General features: G+C 74.0%; 15 protein-coding genes and 1 pseudogene. All 16 read left to right on the top strand.

Going from position 1 to position 17,139, the window contains the following annotated elements; all coding sequences use genetic code 11:
- Window positions 1–13: 13 nt before the first annotated feature.
- On the top strand, window positions 14–181 hold the full coding sequence (locus ABZ930_RS36125; RefSeq protein WP_361557929.1) for a hypothetical protein: 168 nt from the start codon (window positions 14–16) through the stop codon (window positions 179–181).
- Entirely contained in the window at window positions 178–3,330 is a 3,153-nt protein-coding gene (locus ABZ930_RS36120) for an amino acid adenylation domain-containing protein (RefSeq protein ID WP_361557926.1), read from the top strand. Before ABZ930_RS36125 ends, ABZ930_RS36120 begins: the two co-directional genes overlap by 4 nt.
- On the top strand, window positions 3,330–4,097 hold the full coding sequence (locus tag ABZ930_RS36115) for an alpha/beta fold hydrolase (RefSeq protein WP_361557923.1): 768 nt from the start codon (window positions 3,330–3,332) through the stop codon (window positions 4,095–4,097). The genes ABZ930_RS36120 and ABZ930_RS36115 overlap by 1 nt, the downstream gene beginning before the upstream one ends.
- Window positions 4,094–4,834, top strand: a complete 741-nt coding sequence (locus tag ABZ930_RS36110; RefSeq protein ID WP_361557920.1) for an SDR family oxidoreductase — start codon at window positions 4,094–4,096, stop codon at window positions 4,832–4,834. The genes ABZ930_RS36115 and ABZ930_RS36110 overlap by 4 nt, the downstream gene beginning before the upstream one ends.
- Before the next feature lie 6 nt (window positions 4,835–4,840).
- Window positions 4,841–6,124 carry a glutamate-5-semialdehyde dehydrogenase gene (locus ABZ930_RS36105; protein ID WP_361557917.1) on the top strand — a complete coding sequence of 428 codons (1,284 nt, stop codon included), beginning with the start codon at window positions 4,841–4,843 and terminating at the stop codon, window positions 6,122–6,124.
- Window positions 6,125–6,183: 59 nt separating this feature from the next.
- The gene (locus tag ABZ930_RS36100; protein WP_361557914.1) at window positions 6,184–6,459 is read left to right on the top strand and encodes an acyl carrier protein; all 276 of its coding nucleotides are present in this window, start codon (window positions 6,184–6,186) and stop codon (window positions 6,457–6,459) included.
- Window positions 6,459–7,823: a TrpB-like pyridoxal phosphate-dependent enzyme gene (locus ABZ930_RS36095; protein ID WP_361557911.1), complete on the top strand. Its 1,365-nt coding sequence runs from the start codon at window positions 6,459–6,461 to the stop codon at window positions 7,821–7,823. The genes ABZ930_RS36100 and ABZ930_RS36095 overlap by 1 nt, the downstream gene beginning before the upstream one ends.
- Window positions 7,816–9,006 (top strand): acyl carrier protein, encoded by a 1,191-nt coding sequence (locus tag ABZ930_RS36090; protein ID WP_361557908.1) that lies wholly within the window; start codon window positions 7,816–7,818, stop codon window positions 9,004–9,006. The genes ABZ930_RS36095 and ABZ930_RS36090 overlap by 8 nt, the downstream gene beginning before the upstream one ends.
- Window positions 9,006–10,526, top strand: coding sequence for a class I adenylate-forming enzyme family protein (locus ABZ930_RS36085; protein ID WP_361557906.1), 1,521 nt, complete (start codon window positions 9,006–9,008; stop codon window positions 10,524–10,526). Before ABZ930_RS36090 ends, ABZ930_RS36085 begins: the two co-directional genes overlap by 1 nt.
- Window positions 10,510–11,823: a type III PLP-dependent enzyme gene (locus ABZ930_RS36080; RefSeq protein WP_361557903.1), complete on the top strand. Its 1,314-nt coding sequence runs from the start codon at window positions 10,510–10,512 to the stop codon at window positions 11,821–11,823. The genes ABZ930_RS36085 and ABZ930_RS36080 overlap by 17 nt, the downstream gene beginning before the upstream one ends.
- Entirely contained in the window at window positions 11,823–12,095 is a 273-nt protein-coding gene (locus tag ABZ930_RS36075; RefSeq protein ID WP_361557900.1) for an acyl carrier protein, read from the top strand. Before ABZ930_RS36080 ends, ABZ930_RS36075 begins: the two co-directional genes overlap by 1 nt.
- Window positions 12,092–13,291 (top strand): acyl-CoA dehydrogenase family protein, encoded by a 1,200-nt coding sequence (locus ABZ930_RS36070; RefSeq protein WP_361557898.1) that lies wholly within the window; start codon window positions 12,092–12,094, stop codon window positions 13,289–13,291. Before ABZ930_RS36075 ends, ABZ930_RS36070 begins: the two co-directional genes overlap by 4 nt.
- Before the next feature lies 1 nt (window position 13,292).
- Window positions 13,293–14,417, top strand: a complete 1,125-nt coding sequence (locus ABZ930_RS36065) for an acyl-CoA dehydrogenase family protein (protein WP_361557984.1) — start codon at window positions 13,293–13,295, stop codon at window positions 14,415–14,417.
- Entirely contained in the window at window positions 14,414–15,070 is a 657-nt protein-coding gene (locus tag ABZ930_RS36060) for a 4-phosphopantetheinyl transferase (protein ID WP_361557895.1), read from the top strand. The genes ABZ930_RS36065 and ABZ930_RS36060 overlap by 4 nt, the downstream gene beginning before the upstream one ends.
- Window positions 15,061–16,005, top strand: coding sequence for a hypothetical protein (locus ABZ930_RS36055; protein ID WP_361557892.1), 945 nt, complete (start codon window positions 15,061–15,063; stop codon window positions 16,003–16,005). The genes ABZ930_RS36060 and ABZ930_RS36055 overlap by 10 nt, the downstream gene beginning before the upstream one ends.
- Window positions 16,006–16,013: 8 nt before the next feature.
- Window positions 16,014–16,952, top strand: a pseudogene (locus tag ABZ930_RS36050) (hydroxyacid dehydrogenase); the annotation flags it as partial.
- Window positions 16,953–17,139 lie beyond the last annotated feature (187 nt).

The following is a 17,139-nucleotide window of genomic DNA, read 5'->3' as shown; positions in this document are numbered from 1 at the left end:
CGACAATTCCCTGATGGCCGAGGTGGGGCTGCACTCACTGTCCGTCCTGCGGATCGCCAGTGAGCTGATCACCGACCCGGACCAGGAGATCGACCCCACCGGCCTCGCCTCGGTGCACACGGTGGGCGAACTCCGGCACTGGCTGCGCGGACTCCTCACCCCGAAGGAGAGCCTCCGATGACCATCGCACCGCAGGTCCCCACGGCCACCCTCCCGCTCACCGCCGCCCAGAAGGGGCTCCTCGTCGTGCACCGCACGGTGCCGGTGCCCCACCTCTACAACGTCGTGGCCGAGCTGGAACTGGACCCCGCCGTCACCCCGGCCGCCCTCGCCCCGGCCCTCACCGACGTCCTCGCCGTGCAGCCGGCCCTGCGGCTCGCGATCCACGAGGGCGCCGACCCGCAGGCCGTCCTCGGCGACGTCCCCTCCGACGCCCCGCTGCACCACGTCACCGCCACCGCCGAGGAGTTCGACCGGCGGCGCACCGAACTCCTCGCCGAACTCGGTGACACCGCCTTCGACCTGACGCGTTCCCCGCTGCTGCGCACCGTGCTGCTCCGGACCGCCGACGGCAGCCGCTCGACACTGCTCCTCGTCGTGCACCACCTCGTCTTCGACGGTTTCTCCCTGCGCCAGTTCGTCCGAGACCTGACGGCGGCCGTCCAGGGCGCACTGGACGTCGAGACGGTACGCACCGGACGCGAACGCGCCCTGCGACGCGAGCTGGAGGCCCAGCTCAAGGCCGCGGACGACGACGAGACGGAGCGCGCCGCGAAGGCCCTGGCCGACCGGCTGCGGGCCACCCCGGCCACGGTCCTCAATCCGCGGCCCAACCGCCCCGCCACCACCGGCTTCACCGGTACCCGGCGCGAGATCCGGCTGACGCCCCGGCAGTCCGCGGACCTGGACGGCCTGTGCGCCACGCTCGGCGTCAGCCCGTTCGTCCTCTTCTCCGCCGCCTACGCGGCCGTCCTCGCCCGGCACTCCGCCAACACCACCGTCGTCTTCGGCAGCCCCGTCATGGCGCGCCGCACCCTCGGCTCCTTCGACCTGTGCGGCTTCTTCGTCAACACCCTGCCGCTCGTCGTGGACGTGCCCTGGGACGCCCCCTTCGACGCTTTCGTCAAGGAGACCGTGCAGGCCGAGGCCGCCCGGACCCGGGCCGACGCCGCCGTCTCCTTCGACCGCATCGTCCGGCACGTCGACCCGGACCGCACGACCAACCGCAACCCGGTCTTCTCCTGCATGCTCGCCCTCCAGGACGCGACCGACGCCGAGCCCGGATCCGCGGTGCGCCGCGTCCGCGAACACGGCAACGGCACCGCCAAGTTCGACCTCTGGCTCGGCGTGACGCCCGGCCCCGAAGGCTGGTCCCTGGAGCTGGAGAGCGACCGCGAACTGCTGCCCGAACCGCTGGCCGAGGCCCTGGCCGACTCCCTGCGCACCGTTCTCGACCGCGCCGTCGAACAGCCGGGACGGACCGTCGCCGACCTCTTCGCGGACGCCTCGTCCGAGGACTCCCACGCCCACGACGGCTTCCGCCGCCACCTGTCCCGGCCCGACCTGTACGGCGCGGTGCGCGCCGCGGCGCAGGCCCGACCCGGACAAGTCGCCGTTCAGGAGGACGGCCGCCGGGTGACCTACGCCGAGCTGGACCGGCTGGCCGCGGCCGGCGCCGACACGCTCGCTGCCCGCGGCGTCGCCCGCGGCACCGTCGTCGGCCTCACCACGACCACGCTCGTGGACACGGTCGTCACCGTCCTCGCGGTCCTCGCCCGCGGCGCCGTCTTCCTGCCGCTGGACCTCGGCCTGCCCGCCGAGCGACTGGCGTACATGACGGGCAAGGCGGACTGCCGCCTGGTCGTGGGGGACGACCCGGTCGACGGCGTGGACCTGCTCACCCCGGCCGAACTCACGCTCGTACCAGGGGACACGGCGCCCGCCGCGACCGCGGCGACGGGCCCTGACGACGGCGTCTACATCATGTTCACCTCGGGCTCCACCGGCCGCCCCAAGGGCGTGCTCATGAACAGCGGCCCCCTGATGAACCTCACCGAGTGGCAGCTCGACGCCCTGGACATGGACGAGCACACCCGATTCCTGCAGTACGCGCCCCTCGGCTTCGACGTCTCCTTCCAGGAGATCCTGCCCACCCTCGTCGCCGGCGGGACGCTCGTCTCCCGCGAACCGGCCGACCGCCGGGACCTGCCCGCCGTCGTCGAGCGTGTCCGCGCGCACCGGGTCACCCACGTCTACCTCCCGGTCGCGGCGCTGCCCGCCTTCGTCCGGGCCGCGCAGGACGCCGGGGACGAACTGCCGCACCTGAGCCACGTCTGTGTCTCCGGCGAACAGCTCCTGCTCGACGACCGCGTCCGGCGCTTCTTCGCCGACCGGCCGCACCTGAGCCTGGTGAACCTGTACGGCCCCACCGAGACCCACGCCGTCACGACGCACCGGCTCACCGCCGACAACCGCCCCTGGCCCGCCCACGTCCCCATCGGCCGCCCGATCACCGACGTGGCGGCGCACGTGGTGGACACCACGGGACACCTCGCGCCGCGCGGGGTCCCCGGCGAGCTGTACCTCGCGGGCGCCTGCCCCGCACTGGGCTACGTCAACGACCCCGAGCGCACGGCGGAACGGTTCCTGCCCGACCCGTACGCCGACGACGCGCGGGCGCGCACGTACCGGACCGGGGACCAGGTCCTGCGCGACGAGAGCGGCGCGCTGCTCTTCCTCGGCCGCGACGACGACCAGGTCAAGATCCGCGGCTACCGGGTCGAGCTGGGCGAGCTGGAGAGCGCCGCCGCCTCCCACCCCGACGTGGCCCGGGCCGTCGGGGTCGTGCACGGCGAGGGACACGAACGCCGCCTCGCCCTGTTCTTCCGGCCCGAGGACGGCCGTTCGCCCGACCCGGACGGCATCCGCTCACACGTGGCGGCCGCCCTGCCCGGCTACATGGTGCCCGCCCGGGTCTTCCCCGTGGACTCCGTGCCCACCACCCGCAACGGCAAGGTGGACCGCGCCGCCCTCGCCGCCCGGGCCGAGCGCGCCCTGGCCGACGAGGCGCGCTCCGTGCCCGCCGTGACCACCACCGACGACCCGCTCGTCGCGGCGCTCCAGCGCATGTGGGCGGAGCTGCTCGGCATCGCGGAGGTACCCGTCGACCGGTCGCTCCTGGAGCACGGCGCCCACTCGCTCACCGTGATGGCCGCAGGCGCCCGCATCGAGGAGGAGTACGGCGTCCAGATACCGATCCTGGACTTCTTCCGCGACCCCACGGTCCGCGCGCAGGCGGCCTGGATCACCACGCTCCGCGAGGACGCCTGATGCCGGCCGCGACCCACGACACCAAGCTGCTCGTCCCGCTCGCCCAGCGCACCGGACCGCTCAACAGCGTCCTGCTCCATCCGGCCGGCGGGGGCCTCGGCCAGTACCTCGGCACCGCCGCCCGACTGGCCCGCCACGGCAGCGTGTTCGGCATCCGCGCCGCCGGACTGCTGCCCGGCGAGGAGCCGGACGACGACGTGGCGGACATGACGCGTACCTACCTCGACCTGCTCGGCCACGTCCCCGACCGGCCGCGCGTCCTCGTCGGCTGGTCACTGGGCGGAGTGCTCGCCTGGGAACTGGCCGCACGCCTGGCCGAGGACGGCCCCGCTCCCGCCGTGGTGCTGATCGACAGCTTCACCGAGCACACCGACCCCGACCCCGGCGCCGACGCCCGTACCCGCGTACTCGACGCCATCGAGACGTCCGTCAGCCACCTCGGCGACGGCACCGACGCGGACCGGGCCCGCACCACGGCGCTGGCGCACGTCCGGGCCAGCGCCGCACACCGCACCCGATCCCGGCCCGGCGGCCCCGCCCTCCTGATGGCCTGCGCGGGCCCCGACCGCGACCGACAGATCGCCGCCTGGCAGAAGCTGACCGACCGGCTGACCGTACGGGACCTCGACTGCGGCCACTTCGAAGTCTTCGAACCGCCCCACCAACCGCCCCTCCTCTCCCACCTGGACGACTTCCTGGACCGCCTCATAGACGCCCCGCTCAACGACGACCGCCCCACCGACACACCGCGGGAGACCCCCCGATGACCAGCACGAGCCCCCTCGCCGTCGTCACCGGCGGCACCCGCGGCATCGGCCTGGCGCTGTCCCTGCGGCTGCGCGCGCTCGGCCACCGCACCCTCGCCCTCTACCGCTCCGACAAGGACGCGGCCGAGCGGGCCGCCGACGAGCACGGCATCGACGTGCTCCGCGCGGACCTCGGCGACCCCGGGTCCGTCCGCGCCGCAGCCCGGACGATCCTCGCCGAGCACGGCACGCCCGAGGTGCTCGTGAACAACGCGGGGATCAACATCGACCGGCCCTTCCTCGAACTCACCGAGGACGACTGGCAGGACGTGCTCGACACCAACCTGTCCGGCCCCTTCCACCTCACCCAGGCGCTCGCCCCGGCGATGCTCGACGCCGGCACCGGAACCGTCGTCAACATCGGCGCGACCACCGGCCTGCGCCCCCGCCTCAACGGCGTCAACTACGCCGCCTCCAAGGCCGGGCTGCTCCAGCTGACCAAGTGCCTGGCCCTGGAACTCGCCCCCACCGTGCGGGTCAACTGCCTGATCCCCGGGATGACCGAGACCCGGGAACTCGTCGACCGGTTCCGGCTCGACGACCCGGAGCGCCGCGCCGCGGTGCTCTCGGAGATCCCGCAGCGACGCATCGGCTCCCCCGACGACATCGCCGACGCCCTCGAATACCTCGTGGGCCCGCTCAGCCGCTACGTCACCGGTCAGAAACTGATCGTCGACGGCGGCCAGTTCATGTGGTAGGAGACCATGACCGACGAACTGCTCACATCCGCCCGCGAAGCCGTCGCCACCGCACCCCCGGTCGGCGACCTGGCCTACGAAACCTACTGCCGTGAGCTGGCCAAACGACTCGCCGCCCACTGGCCGGCCGTCCTGGAGGCCAACGCCGAGGACGTCGCCGCCGCCGAGGAGCGCGGCCTGTCCCCGGTCCTGCTCGACCGGCTCCGCCTGACCACCGCCCACCTCGGCGGCCTCGAACGCCTCACCGAGGCGGTGCTGTCCGAACTCACCGAGGTCACCGCCCCCGACACCGGCGTCCCGGCCGGACCGTGGGGCACCCGCAGACGCGTCCCCAAGCCGCTCGGCGTCGTCTTCATGGTCTACGAGGCCCGGCCCACGGTCACCGTCGAAGGCGCCCTCCTCCCCGTCGCCGTCGGCAACGCGGTGATCCTGCGCGGCGGTAAGGAGATCGCCCGCACCAACCAGGCCCTCGCGGCCGTCGCCCACGACGCCCTGGACGCCGCCGGCCTGCCGACCGGCCTGGTCAGCGTCATCGACGACCCCAGGCGGACCCAGCTGCGCGCCCTCCTCAAGCGCCCCGACGCGATCGACGTGCTCATCCCGCGCGGCAGCCCGTCCCTCATCGACTACTGCCGCACCGCCTCCTCGATCCCCGTCATCGCCAGCGGCGGCGGCGTCAACCACCTCTACGTCCACCGCAGCGCGGACCTCGACCTCGCCGCCGAGGCCGCCCTCGACAGCAAGCTGCCGGAGCCCACGGCCTGCAACACCGCCGAGATGGTCCTGGTCGACGACGAGGTCGCGGCCGACTTCGTCGCCGCCGTGCTGCGCGCCTCCGAGCGCGGCGACCGGCCGGTGACCGTGCGGCTCGCCGCGCACACCCCGCGGCCCGACACCACCGACGCCTCCGCGCAGGACCGCCCCTGGACCCTGGCCGAACTCCAGGAACACGACCTCGGCCGCGAGTTCCTCGACGCCACCATCGGCGTGTATCCGGTCGCCGGACCGGACGAGGCGACCCGGCACATCCGGACCCACGGCTCCGGCCACACCGAGGGCGTCGTCGCCACCGACACCGACGTCACCCGGGAGTTCGCCCGCCGGGTCGACGCCGCCGCGATCGTCGTCAACGGCTCCCTGCGCCTGCACGACGGACCCACCCTCGGCCTCGGCTCCGAGATCTCCATCAGCACCGGCCGCATGCACGTCAGGGGCCCCGTCACGCTCGGCGCGCTGGTGACCCACAGCTGGGTCGTCGACGCGCGAGGCACCCTGCGCAGCTCCTTGTGACACCCCCGCACGACCCCCACCACCCCCCTCTGTTCCCACGGACATCCCCGGAGCATTCAATGATCACAGGACTGGACCGGACGGCGGTCACCGAATCCGTCAAGCGCGTGGTGCTCGCCGAGTCCCGCCTTCCCCTGCGGCCCGCCGACATCGACGACCACGAGCCGCTCAACGGCGAGATACTCCACGTCAATTCGCTGGGATTCGTCGGCATGCTCGTGCTGCTGGAGGACGAGCTGGACATCGTCCTGCCCGACGACCTGTTCGTCGGACGCAGCTTCCAGACCGTCAACGACCTGATCGAGGTCGTGCTGCTCGGGGCGGAGGCCGCCTGATGGGCACCACCCACCTGCCCACCACCTGGCGCAGCGTCCTGCCGCACCTCGACGAGCAACTGCCGCCGGACCGCACACCGCAGACCACGGGCCGCGACGGCGTCCAGGTCAACCTGCCGATGGAACTGGTGCGCCAGAGCGTCCTGCAGAAGGAGCACTGGGACATCCCGGCCGAGGTCGTCGAGGCGTACCGCGCCTTCCGGCCCACGCCGCTGTGGCGCGCCGAGCGCTTCGAGCGCGCCGTCGGGGCCCGCGTGCCGATCTACGTCAAGTACGAGGGCGGCAACATCTCCGGCAGCCACAAGCTCAACACGGCGCTGGCGCAGGCCTATTACTACGCCAAGGCCGGCGTGCGGGAACTCGTCAGCGGCACCGGCGCCGGGCAGTGGGGCACCGCGCTCGCCGCCGCCTGCGCCATGTTCGGCATGAAGTGCACGGTCTTCATGGTCGGCAACAGCCTCCGGCGCAAGCCCTACCGGGGCACGCTCATGCGCACCCTCGGCGCCACCGTGCACGCCAGCCCCAGCCCGCTGACCGAGGTCGCCGCGCAGAGCACGGCGGGCGTCAACAGCCTCTCCCTCGCCATCGGCGAGGCCGTCGAGTACGCCGCGAAGACCGAGGGCGCCGCGTTCTGCATCGGCAGCGGGGAGACCTACAGCATCCTGCACCAGTCGGTCATCGGCCTGGAGGCCGCCGACCAGCTCGCCGCGCTCGACGCCGAGGTCGACGCCGTCGTCGGCTGCGTCGGCGCCGGCTCCAACTTCGGCGGCATCGCCCTGCCGTTCTTCGCCGAGGCCGCCGCGGCCGGCACCCCCGGCCCCCTGCTGCTGGCCGCCGAGTCCAGCACCACGCCCAAGCTGACCCGCGGCACGTACGCGTACGACCGCACCGACGCGACCGGCACCGGCCCGATGGAGGCCATGTACACCATCGGCAGCTCCTACCCGATCCCCGACTCGCACTCCGCCGGCCTGCGCTTCCACGGCGCCGCGAAGGTGCTCTCAGCCATGCGGCACCGCGACCAGATCGCGGCGACGGCCATCGGCCAGGTGGACGCGCTCGACGCCGGACGCCTGTTCACCCGCAGCGAGATGGTGCTGCCCGCCCCGGAGTCCGGGCACGCCCTCGCCGCCGCCGCCCGGCTGGCGTCGGCGGGCGCCGACGCCAACAGCGGCCTGCTGCGCTCCGAGCGGGGTGTCGTGGTGTGCGTCAGCGGCCACGGATACCTGGACCTGGGCGCCTACCAGCAGCTCATGGACGGCGAGCTGAGCGACGTCGCACCCGACCCCGAGGAACTGCGCCGCGCCATGGGCGGCCTGCAGACGGCCCACGAGCCCGTCGGAGCCGGAGCGGGCCGTGCCTGACCTGCCGATCACCACCGACTGCCGGCTCTTCGACTGCGTCCAGGTGAACCTGGCGATCCTCGCCGACCGCTGGCACGGCGAACACACCCATCTCAACCTCGGTGCCGAACTGCGCTTCAGGCCCACACCGGGCACGGCGGGCCTGCCCACGGTGGAGCGCACCGTGGCCGACCAACTGGCGCACTCCGCACCCCTTCTGGGCCTGGACATCCTCACCCGGGAGCGGTTGGGGCCGGGCGAACCGCCGACACCGGCCCCCGGCCGCTACGTCGTCGCCGACGCCTACCACCTGCCGTGGGTGCCCTACGTCGGACAGCGCCACATGGACCACAGTTTCCTGCTGGAGACCGACGACGACGCCGCCCCGGTCGTCGTCGACGGCTACTACAACGAGACGCCCTGGGGCAGTGCCCGCCCCCTCACCCGTCACCTGACCCCCGCCGAACTCGCCGCCGCCGTCCCCGGAGCCGCGACCACGGTCACCTTCGCCCCCGCCGCCCGGCGCCCCGCTCCGCCCGCCGCCGTGACCGACCTCGCCGGCGACGACACCGTCGACGCCTACGTCGCCGCGTACGCCGGACACCCCGACCGTCCGGCCGCCTTCGACCGGCTCACCCTGGAGACCTGGCTGCTCGCCCGCTCCCGCAGGCTGCACGCCCGCTTCCTCGAAGGCCCGTCCGGCGCGGGCGACCCGGTGCGCGAGGCGCACGTCGCCGCGTGGGAGGCGCTCGCCGAGAGCGTCTACGTCGGCTACCGCAGGGTGGCCCGCGGCCGCCCGGAGCCCACCGGCGTCTTCGACCGCCTGCGCACCCAGCTCGGGCGTGACCGCGAGGTGTTCGCCACGCACACGGCGGCCGCCCCGGCACAGCAGGACGGCGGCCCCGCCGAGGTGCCCGCCCCGCTGCTCGACCGGGTGGCCGACACCGTCGCCACGGTGCTCGGCGTCGACGTCGCCGCGGTGCGCGACGCGCGGTCCCTCGCGGACCTGGCCGGATTCACCTCGTTCCGCGTCGTCGAGATCGTCGAGCGCCTGGAGCAGGACCTGTCCGTCGAATGCGCCGCCGACGACCTCGTCCCGGAGAACCTCCACCACCTCGACGGCGTCGGCCGCATCGTCCTCAGCGCCCTGCACGCCGCACCGCAGCCGTCGCCCGCCCTCGTCACCACCCCCGGAGGGAACTGATGTCCGCCCACGCCGATCTGCTGCACGACCTCCTCGACGAGGCCGTCGCCGCCCGGCCGGACGCCCCCGCTGTCAGCAGCGCCGGCCGGACCCTGACCTACCGGGAGCTCGACGCCGCCTCGCGCCGCCTCGCCGCCTGGCTGCTGGAGCAGGGCCTCGAGCGCGGCGACCGGCTCGTCGTGTGCGCGCCCGGCACCGTCGCCCAGCCCGCCCTGGTGTACGCCGCCTCCCGCGTCGGCGTCACCTTCTCCCTCCTCCACGAACAGGTGCGCGGCGTCCAGCTCGAGCACGTGCTCGAGGACTGCGAACCGGCACTCCTCGTGACCGACGACGCCGCCGCACGCGAGGCGGCGCACCGCCGCGACGTGCGCACGCGGAGCACCGCGTTCCTGTCCGAGGCGGCCTTCGCCGACGGCCCCGTACCCCAGGGGACACCGCGGGGACCGCTCGCCGTCGACCCCGTGTGCCTGATCTACACCTCCGGTACGACGTCGCTGCCCAAGGCCGTCGTCAGCACCCACCGGCAACTGACGTTCTCCGTACGGGCCATTCAGAGCGTCCTCGGCTACCGCCCGGCCGACGTCGTCTACAGCCCGCTCCCGCTCTCCTTCGACTACGGCCTCTACCAGCTGTTCCTGTCGACGCTGGCCGGAGCCCACGTCACCCTCGGCCGCCCCGCCGAGGTCGGGCCCGCCCTGCTCAACAACCTGGCCCGCGCCGGCGCGACCGTCCTCGCCGCGGTCCCCTCCGTCGCCGAGGCGCTGGCCCGCCTGCTGCGCCGTGCCCGCGCACGGACCGACACCCCGCCGCTGCGGCTGCTGACCAACACCGGAGCGGCCATGCCCGCCGAGACGCTGCGGTCCCTCCGTGCCTCCCTGCCCGATCTGCACGTCCAGCTGATGTTCGGGCTGACCGAGTGCAAGCGGGCCACGATCATGCCGCCCGACGGCGACCTGGAGCGCCCCGGATCCAGCGGCCGCGCCCTGCCCGGCACCGAGGTGTTCGTCGTGGACGACGACGGCCGGCGCCTCCCTCCCGGCGACATCGGCGAGATCGTCGTACGCGGACCCAACGTGATGGCGGGCTACTGGCGCCGCCCCGAACTCACCGCCCAGCGCTTCCGCCGCGCCGAGGGACTCTTCCCGCAACTCCACACGGGCGACTACGGATGGGTCGACGAGGCCGGCTACCTGTACTTCGACGGCCGCCGCGACGACATCTACAAGGAGAGCGGATTCCGCGTCAGCGCCACCGAGGTCGAAGCGGCCGCCCGCCGTGTGCCCGGCGTCACCGCCGCCGCGGTCCTGCCGCCCCGGCACCCCGCCCGCGCCCTGCTGTTCGTCGTCAGCACCCTCGAACCGAGCGACGTCCTCAGCGGCATGCGCGAACAGATCGAGGAGTTCAAGATCCCCGGCCACTGCCTGCCCGTCGACACGCTCCCGCTGACCGGGAACGGCAAGGTCGACCGCAAGGCGCTGGCCGCCCTCGCCGAGGAGGCCGCCGGTGTCCGCACCCGCTGAGACCGCCGCCCCGGCGCTGACGCTGCCCGAGGGCCTGCTCTCCCGCGTTCCCACCCCCGCCTACGTCTACGACCTGGCCGAAGTGCGCCGCAACCACCGTGCCCTGCGCGCCGCCCTGCCCGCCGACAGCGGCGTCTACTACTCCCTCAAGGCCAACGCCCACCCCGCCCTCCTGCGCGTCCTGCGCGAACAGGGCGCGAGCCCCGAGGTCTGCTCCAGCGGCGAGCTGGAAGCCGCCCTCGGCGCGGGCTGGCCCGCCGCCGACGTCCTCTACACCGGGCCCGGCAAACGCGACGAGGAGATCGACGGGGCACTGCGCGCCGGAGTGCGCCAGTTCTCCGTGGACTCCCCGCACGCCATGGAGCAGCTGGACCGCATCGCCGGGAGCCTCGGCGTCCGCGCCCGGTGCCTGCTGCGGATCAACGACGACCAGCCCGTCCCCGGCCAGGGCCTCGCGATGACGGGCGTGGCCTCACAGTTCGGCGCCGACACCCGCTGGGTGCTGCGCGAACCCGCCCGCTTCGCCGGCCGGCCGCACGCCGAACTCATCGGCCTGCACCTGTACATGGGCACCAACCTGACCGAACCCGACGCCCTCCTCGGCCAGTTCGAGCGGTCCCTGCGCACCGCGAAGACCCTGCGCACGGCCCTCGCCGAACACGGCGCACAGCTGCGGGTCCTGGACCTCGGCGGCGGCTTCGGCGCCCCCTTCGCCTGCGCGGGGGAGCGCATCGACCTCAGCGGACTGCGCCCCGGACTGACCGCGCTGCTCGACGAGGAACTGCCCTCCCGGCACGACGACGGCACCCGTGTCGTCTTCGAGTCCGGCCGCTATCTGGTCGGAACCGCGGGCGTACTGCTGACCTCCGTCCTCGACGTGAAGCAGTCCCACGGCAAGGACGTCGTCGTCCTGGAGTCCGGCATCAACCACCTCGGCGGCATGCCGGGACTGCGCCGCCTCCCGCCGCTCAACCCCCGGCTCGTCCCCGCCGCCGACGATGCCGCACCGCGCCCCGACGTCCTCGACACCCTGGTCACCGGACCGCTGTGCACCCCCCTCGACACCTGGTCACGAGCGGCGAAGCTGCCCGAGCTGCGCCCCGGCGACGTCCTGGCCGTCCCCAACGTCGGCGCCTACGGACTCAGCGCGAGCCTCGTCGCCTTCCTCGGCCACCCGCTGCCGGCCGAGGCCGTCGTCGACGGCGACGACCCCGACCGCGCCCCCGACATCACCCGTATCCACCTGACCCGCACCCCTGTCACGGCCGACACCGTCCCCACCCTGGGAGAGAAGTGATGGACCCCCGATTCACCGACGCGCTCGTGCCCTTCCTCAAGTTCCTCGACGGGAACGAGATCGAGCCCGACGCGCCCCTGCGCACGTACGGACTCGACTCCATGCAGGCCATCGAGCTGCTGTTCGCCCTCGAGGACGCGTTCGAGGTGACGCTGCCCGACGACGCCATGAACGACACCACCTTCGCCACCGCCGGCAGCCTGTGGGCGGCCGTGTCCGCGGCGATCGACGCCCAGAACGGCGTCACGGACGCGTCCCGGGCGGCGGCATGACCGCGCCCGCCGTCCTCCTCGAACCTCAGGCCCGGACCCCGGACGCCCCGAGCATCGACGACCGCGTCCAGGAGGTCGCCGCCGTCGCCGCCGAGCACCTCGCCCGGCACGAGCGGGACGCCACCTTCCCCGTGGAGGCGCTCGACCGGATGCGCGGCACCGGCCTGCTCGGCCTGCTCGTGCCCCGCCGGTACGGCGGCCTCGGCGGCACCTCCGCCGACGTGATCCGGGCGGGCACCGCCCTCGGCCGCGTCGACCTGTCGGTGGCGATGATCTTCGTCATGCACTGCCAGCAGGTCGCCGCCCTGGCCCGGTTCGCCCACCCCCGGCTGCGCGACGCACTGCTGCCCGAGATCGCCGCGGGCCGCCACTACCTGGCCTCCGTCACCACCGAGTCCGGAAAGGGCGGCCACCTGCTCACCTCCCGGTCGGCGCTCACCGCCCACGACGACGGCCTCGCCGTCGACCGCTTCGCACCGATCGTCACGGGCGGCGAGCACGCCGACGGGTTCCTCGTCACCATGCAGAGCCCCCACTCCACCTCCGCGCAGGACGTCTCCCTCGTCTACGCCCACCGCGACCAGCTGGAGATCGAACGGTCGGGGAACTGGGAGCCGCTGGGCATGCGGTCGAGCCACAGCGTCGCGCTGCGCCTCACCGGAACCGTCCCCGCGCACCACGTGATCGGCGAGCACGGCGCCTTCCGCGCCATCGTCACCACGGTGTTCGCCCCCATGGCCCACCTCGGCTGGTCCGCGTGCTGGCTCGGCACCGCGGCGGGCGCCCTGTCCCGCGTCGTCAAACTGCTGCGCTCCCCGAAGAGCCGGGGGCGGGCCGACCTCGACTCGGAACTGCTCCTCACCCGGCTCTCGCGGGCGAGGCAGCGCATCGACACCGTGCACGCCCTGCTCGAACAGACCCGCAGGACCGTCGAGGAGGCCCCGGACCTCAGCGTCCCGCGCGTCCAACTGCTCCTGAACGGGCTGAAGATCACCGCGGCCGAGCAGACCTACCGGGCCGTCGACGACCTGGTGGACGCCGTGGGCATGCGTCACGGCTACCTCAAGGATTCGCCCACGCGCCTGGAGCAGAGCCTGCGGGACCTCCGCTCGGCCGCCCTCAACTACAGCAACGACCGCCTCCATCTCGTGGACGGCAAACTCGCCCTGCTGGACTCCGAGGTGCGCCTTGACTGACGTGACCACGGCCCCGACCGCACCCGCCCCGACCGCACCGCCCACCCCCGCCGTCGCGCTCGCCGGCCTGCCCGAGAAGGCCACGGCCGCGCTCGTCTGGCAGACCTGCGGCGCGGCGGGACTCATCGAAGGGCTCTACGACGACGGGGGAGGCATCGACCCGCGGCGTCTTGCCGAACTCCTCACAGCCGTCGACGCCCGCGGCGACAACGGCGTGACGCTCAGCCTCCTGGTCCAGGCCGCCAGCGCCCTGCCGATCCTGGCCGCGGGCGCACCCGCGAACGGACCGGTGCGCGACGCGCTGGACAGCGTCCGGTCCGGCGCGCGCACCCTCGCGCTCGCCGCCACCGACAGCGCGGCGCCCGGATCGGACCTCGCCGACCTGGCCACGGAGGTGACCATCGGCCCGGACGAGATCGTGCTGCGCGGCGGCAAACGCTGGATCACCACCGCCTGCCCGGCCGGCTGGCTCCTCGTCCTGGCCCGGCACCGCCCCGGCCGGCACTTCACCAGCTTCACCTGGGTCCTCGTACCGGCCGACGCGCCCGGCGTGCGGATCACCCCCGCCGACACCGACCTGCTCACCGGAGCCGCCACCGGACACATCGAGTTCACCGACGTCCGGCTCGCCCCGGAACACCTGGTCGGCCGCCCCGGGCGCGCCATGCCCGCGTTCGCCAGACACATGGGCACCGAACGCCTCGCGGGCGCCCTGTGGGCCCGCGCCCTCACGACCCGCGTACTCGCCGACACCAAGGAACGGCTGACCCGGCGCCTCGTGGACGGACGGCCGCTGTGGCACAACAGCTCCGTACGCCAGCGCTTCGCCACCTGCCTCGTCCAGGTAGGCCAACTGCACGCACTGTGCGACACCCTCGCCCCGCGGATCACCCGGCACCATGACCTCGCCGCAGCGGCCCTGCTCAAGTCCGCCGTCGGCCTCACCGTCGACCCCGTGCTGAGCGTCTGCGCCCAACTCCAGGGAGCCGACGGCCTGTTGCACGACGGCGCCCAGCGGATCCGCGCCGAGGCGGCCGTGTTCGGCATCGGCGGCGGCGTCACCGAGCTGCTCCTGGACACCGTGGCCGACCACGCCGATACCTGGCTCACGGAGCTGCGGGCATGACGACCCTCATCACACGCGCGGCCCCGGACGTCTGGGTGGCCACCGGGCAGCTCGGCCCGTGGCTGCGCGAAGCGGCCGACCCCGACGACCGGGCCGTCGCGGCCACCCTGCCCCGCCGCCGCACCGCCGAATTCCTCGCGGGCCGCGCCCTGCTGCGCCACCTGCTGCGCCTCACCGTCCCCGAGCGGGCGGCCACGCCGATACGGGCCGACGCAGCCGGACGGCCGGTGCTCGACGGCGACCCGGACACCGGCATCAGCATCTCGCACGACGGCCCGGCGATCGCCGTCGCGGTCGGCCGCGGCCGGCGCGTGGGCGTCGACGTCCAACTGCCCGTGCCCCACGTCCCGGACAGTCTGCTGCGCCGCTGCCTGGGACGGCACACCGACGACGTCATGCCGCTCGGCGAGCGCCGACGCGGCGTCGAACTGGCCTGGGTCTGGACCGCTCAGGAAGCCTGCGTCAAAGCGGCGGGCACCGGCCTGACCGGCAGCCCCTGGTCGATCGACATCCCGCCCGGAAGCCGGGAGGGCCGGTGGAACTCCTATCGCTGGATCAGCCTGCGCGACCGGTCCCACACCCCCCTCAGCTGCGCCTTCTCCCTGTCCGACGCCCCATCCGACGCCGACGGCCTGGAGGCCACGTGTTCCTGACCGGCGCCCCGACCACCATGCCCGACCTGAGCTGTTACACGACGAACCTGCTGGCCCACGTCACACCCGACATCCCCGACGTCCGGCGCCGTCTCGCCCGGGGCGTCCGGCTCGCCGTCCGCATCGATCTCCCTCCGGGCGAGCTGGCCTTCTCGCACCACCCGCGGATCGACACGACCCACGACGGCAGACGGCTCGCCTACGCCGGTACGCGCGACTGGCCCACCGCACGCGAGGCGCTGCACCGCGCGCTGCTGCGGGACCGACGCGTCCTCGCCGTGGCCAACACCCGCCACCTTCCCTGGTCACCGGCGCGGGACCGGTCGGACGCCCCGCACTGGATCCTGCTCAAGGACCGCCGCGACGACCAGTGGCTGGTGGCCGACCACTTCTCCGCGCTGACCCCGAACGGCACGCAGAGCCCCTACCTCGGCTGGATCGGCGACGCGGAACTCGCCGCCGCCCTCGCCCCCTGGCCCGGTCCGCCGAGCGAGGTCGCCCGGCGCGACGTCCTCGCCCTCGGCGAGGAGACCACCACCCCGCCGGCCGACCACTACCGCTGGCTCGACTGGGCGCCCGCCAACGACGGCGGCGGCGCGCCCGGCACCGGCACCTGGGTCCTCGACCTCGACGCGTCCCTGCGCCACACCTCCGAGGTGCTGCGCGCGGATCCGACCGCGGTCGCCCGGTACGTGGACGACCTGTGGGCCGCCGCCCGCCACCACACCTTCAAGCTGGCCTTCGACGTGGCGGACGGGAACACCGATCCCGCACGCGCCGCGGCGGCGTCGGCGGCCTGGGACGAACTGCCCAGGGCGTTGCGGTTCGCCGCCCAGTCCACCGCGCGCGGCCGCCCGCGCCCGGGCGCCGTCGAACGCTCCGTCGACCAACTCCGCACCGCGCTGCGGGCCCTGCCCGCCCCCGACAAGGAATGAGTCTCCCCATGAGCAGGCCGATCGTCCTGATCGCCGAAGAACTGTCCCCGGCCGCCGTGGCCGCCCTGGGCCCGGACGTCGAGATCCGCCGGTGCGACGGCGCCGACCGCGGCGCGCTGCTCGCGGCCGTCGCGGACGCCGACGCCGTCCTCATCCGCTCGGCCACCCGCGTCGACGCCGAAGTGCTCGCCGCCGCGGGCCGGTTGAAGGTCGTCGCCCGTGCGGGTGTGGGCCTGGACAACGTCGACGTGCCCGCCGCCACCGCGGCCGGAGTCCTGGTGGTCAACGCGGCGCACGCCAACGTGGTCAGCGCCGCCGAGCTCACCTGCGGCCTCCTGATCGCGGTCGCGCGCAACATCCCGCAGGCCGGCCACGCGCTGAAGAGCGGCCGGTGGAACCGTTCCCGGTACGTCGGCGGCGAACTCGCGCACAAGACGCTGGGGGTACTGGGTCTCGGGCGCATCGGCACGCTGGTCACCGAGCGGATGCAGGCGTTCGGCATGGACGTGATCGCCTACGACCCCTACGTCGACGCGGCGCGTGCCGCCCGGCTGGGCGTCCGCATGCTGCCGCTCGACGAAGTCCTGGCGGCCAGTGACTTCCTGACGGTCCATCTGCCCCGCACACCGCAGACGCTCGGCATCGTCGGCGCGGCGGAACTGGCCGGGGCCAAGCAGGGCGTGCGCCTGGTCAACGTCGCGCGCGGCGGCCTCGTCGACGAGGCCGCCCTGTACGACGCCCTGGTCGAGGGGCGGGTCGCGGCCGCCGGCCTGGACGTCTTCGCCGAGGAACCGTGCACGGACTCGCCGCTCCTCCAGCTGGAACAGGTCGTCTGCACCCCGCACCTGGGCGCCTCCACCCGGGAGGCGCAGGACCGGGCGGGCGTCTCGGTCGCCGAGTCGGTACGCCTCGCCCTCGGCGGTGCCCGGGTGCCGGACGCGGTCAACGAGGTCCGTCCGCACGGGGCGGGTCCGCTGGAGGCGCGGATACCGTCACCGGCGGTCGCCGGGGCCGCATGAGCGAGGGGTGGTGGCCGGACCCGTGGATCCGGCCCCGTCCACGGTGCGGCGCAGCGCGAGGTGCTGGCCCGGAGCGTGCCGGTACCGCTCGCGCAGCTCGTCGGGGACGGCGAAG

The organism is Streptomyces sp. NPDC046716 (assembly GCF_040645755.1).
GTDB lineage: Bacteria > Actinomycetota > Actinomycetes > Streptomycetales > Streptomycetaceae > Streptomyces.
Note: the sequence above shows the minus strand (reverse complement) of the source record. Positions and strands in the feature narration are given on the sequence as shown.

Coding starts and splice junctions, on each gene's coding strand:
- ABZ930_RS36125 (WP_361557929.1), top strand. CDS start 14: ATGGCCGAGGTGGGGCTGCACTCACTGTCCGTCCTGCGGATCGCCAGT.
- ABZ930_RS36120 (WP_361557926.1), top strand. CDS start 178: ATGACCATCGCACCGCAGGTCCCCACGGCCACCCTCCCGCTCACCGCC.
- ABZ930_RS36115 (WP_361557923.1), top strand. CDS start 3,330: ATGCCGGCCGCGACCCACGACACCAAGCTGCTCGTCCCGCTCGCCCAG.
- ABZ930_RS36110 (WP_361557920.1), top strand. CDS start 4,094: ATGACCAGCACGAGCCCCCTCGCCGTCGTCACCGGCGGCACCCGCGGC.
- ABZ930_RS36105 (WP_361557917.1), top strand. CDS start 4,841: ATGACCGACGAACTGCTCACATCCGCCCGCGAAGCCGTCGCCACCGCA.
- ABZ930_RS36100 (WP_361557914.1), top strand. CDS start 6,184: ATGATCACAGGACTGGACCGGACGGCGGTCACCGAATCCGTCAAGCGC.
- ABZ930_RS36095 (WP_361557911.1), top strand. CDS start 6,459: ATGGGCACCACCCACCTGCCCACCACCTGGCGCAGCGTCCTGCCGCAC.
- ABZ930_RS36085 (WP_361557906.1), top strand. CDS start 9,006: ATGTCCGCCCACGCCGATCTGCTGCACGACCTCCTCGACGAGGCCGTC.
- ABZ930_RS36075 (WP_361557900.1), top strand. CDS start 11,823: ATGGACCCCCGATTCACCGACGCGCTCGTGCCCTTCCTCAAGTTCCTC.
- ABZ930_RS36070 (WP_361557898.1), top strand. CDS start 12,092: ATGACCGCGCCCGCCGTCCTCCTCGAACCTCAGGCCCGGACCCCGGAC.
- ABZ930_RS36060 (WP_361557895.1), top strand. CDS start 14,414: ATGACGACCCTCATCACACGCGCGGCCCCGGACGTCTGGGTGGCCACC.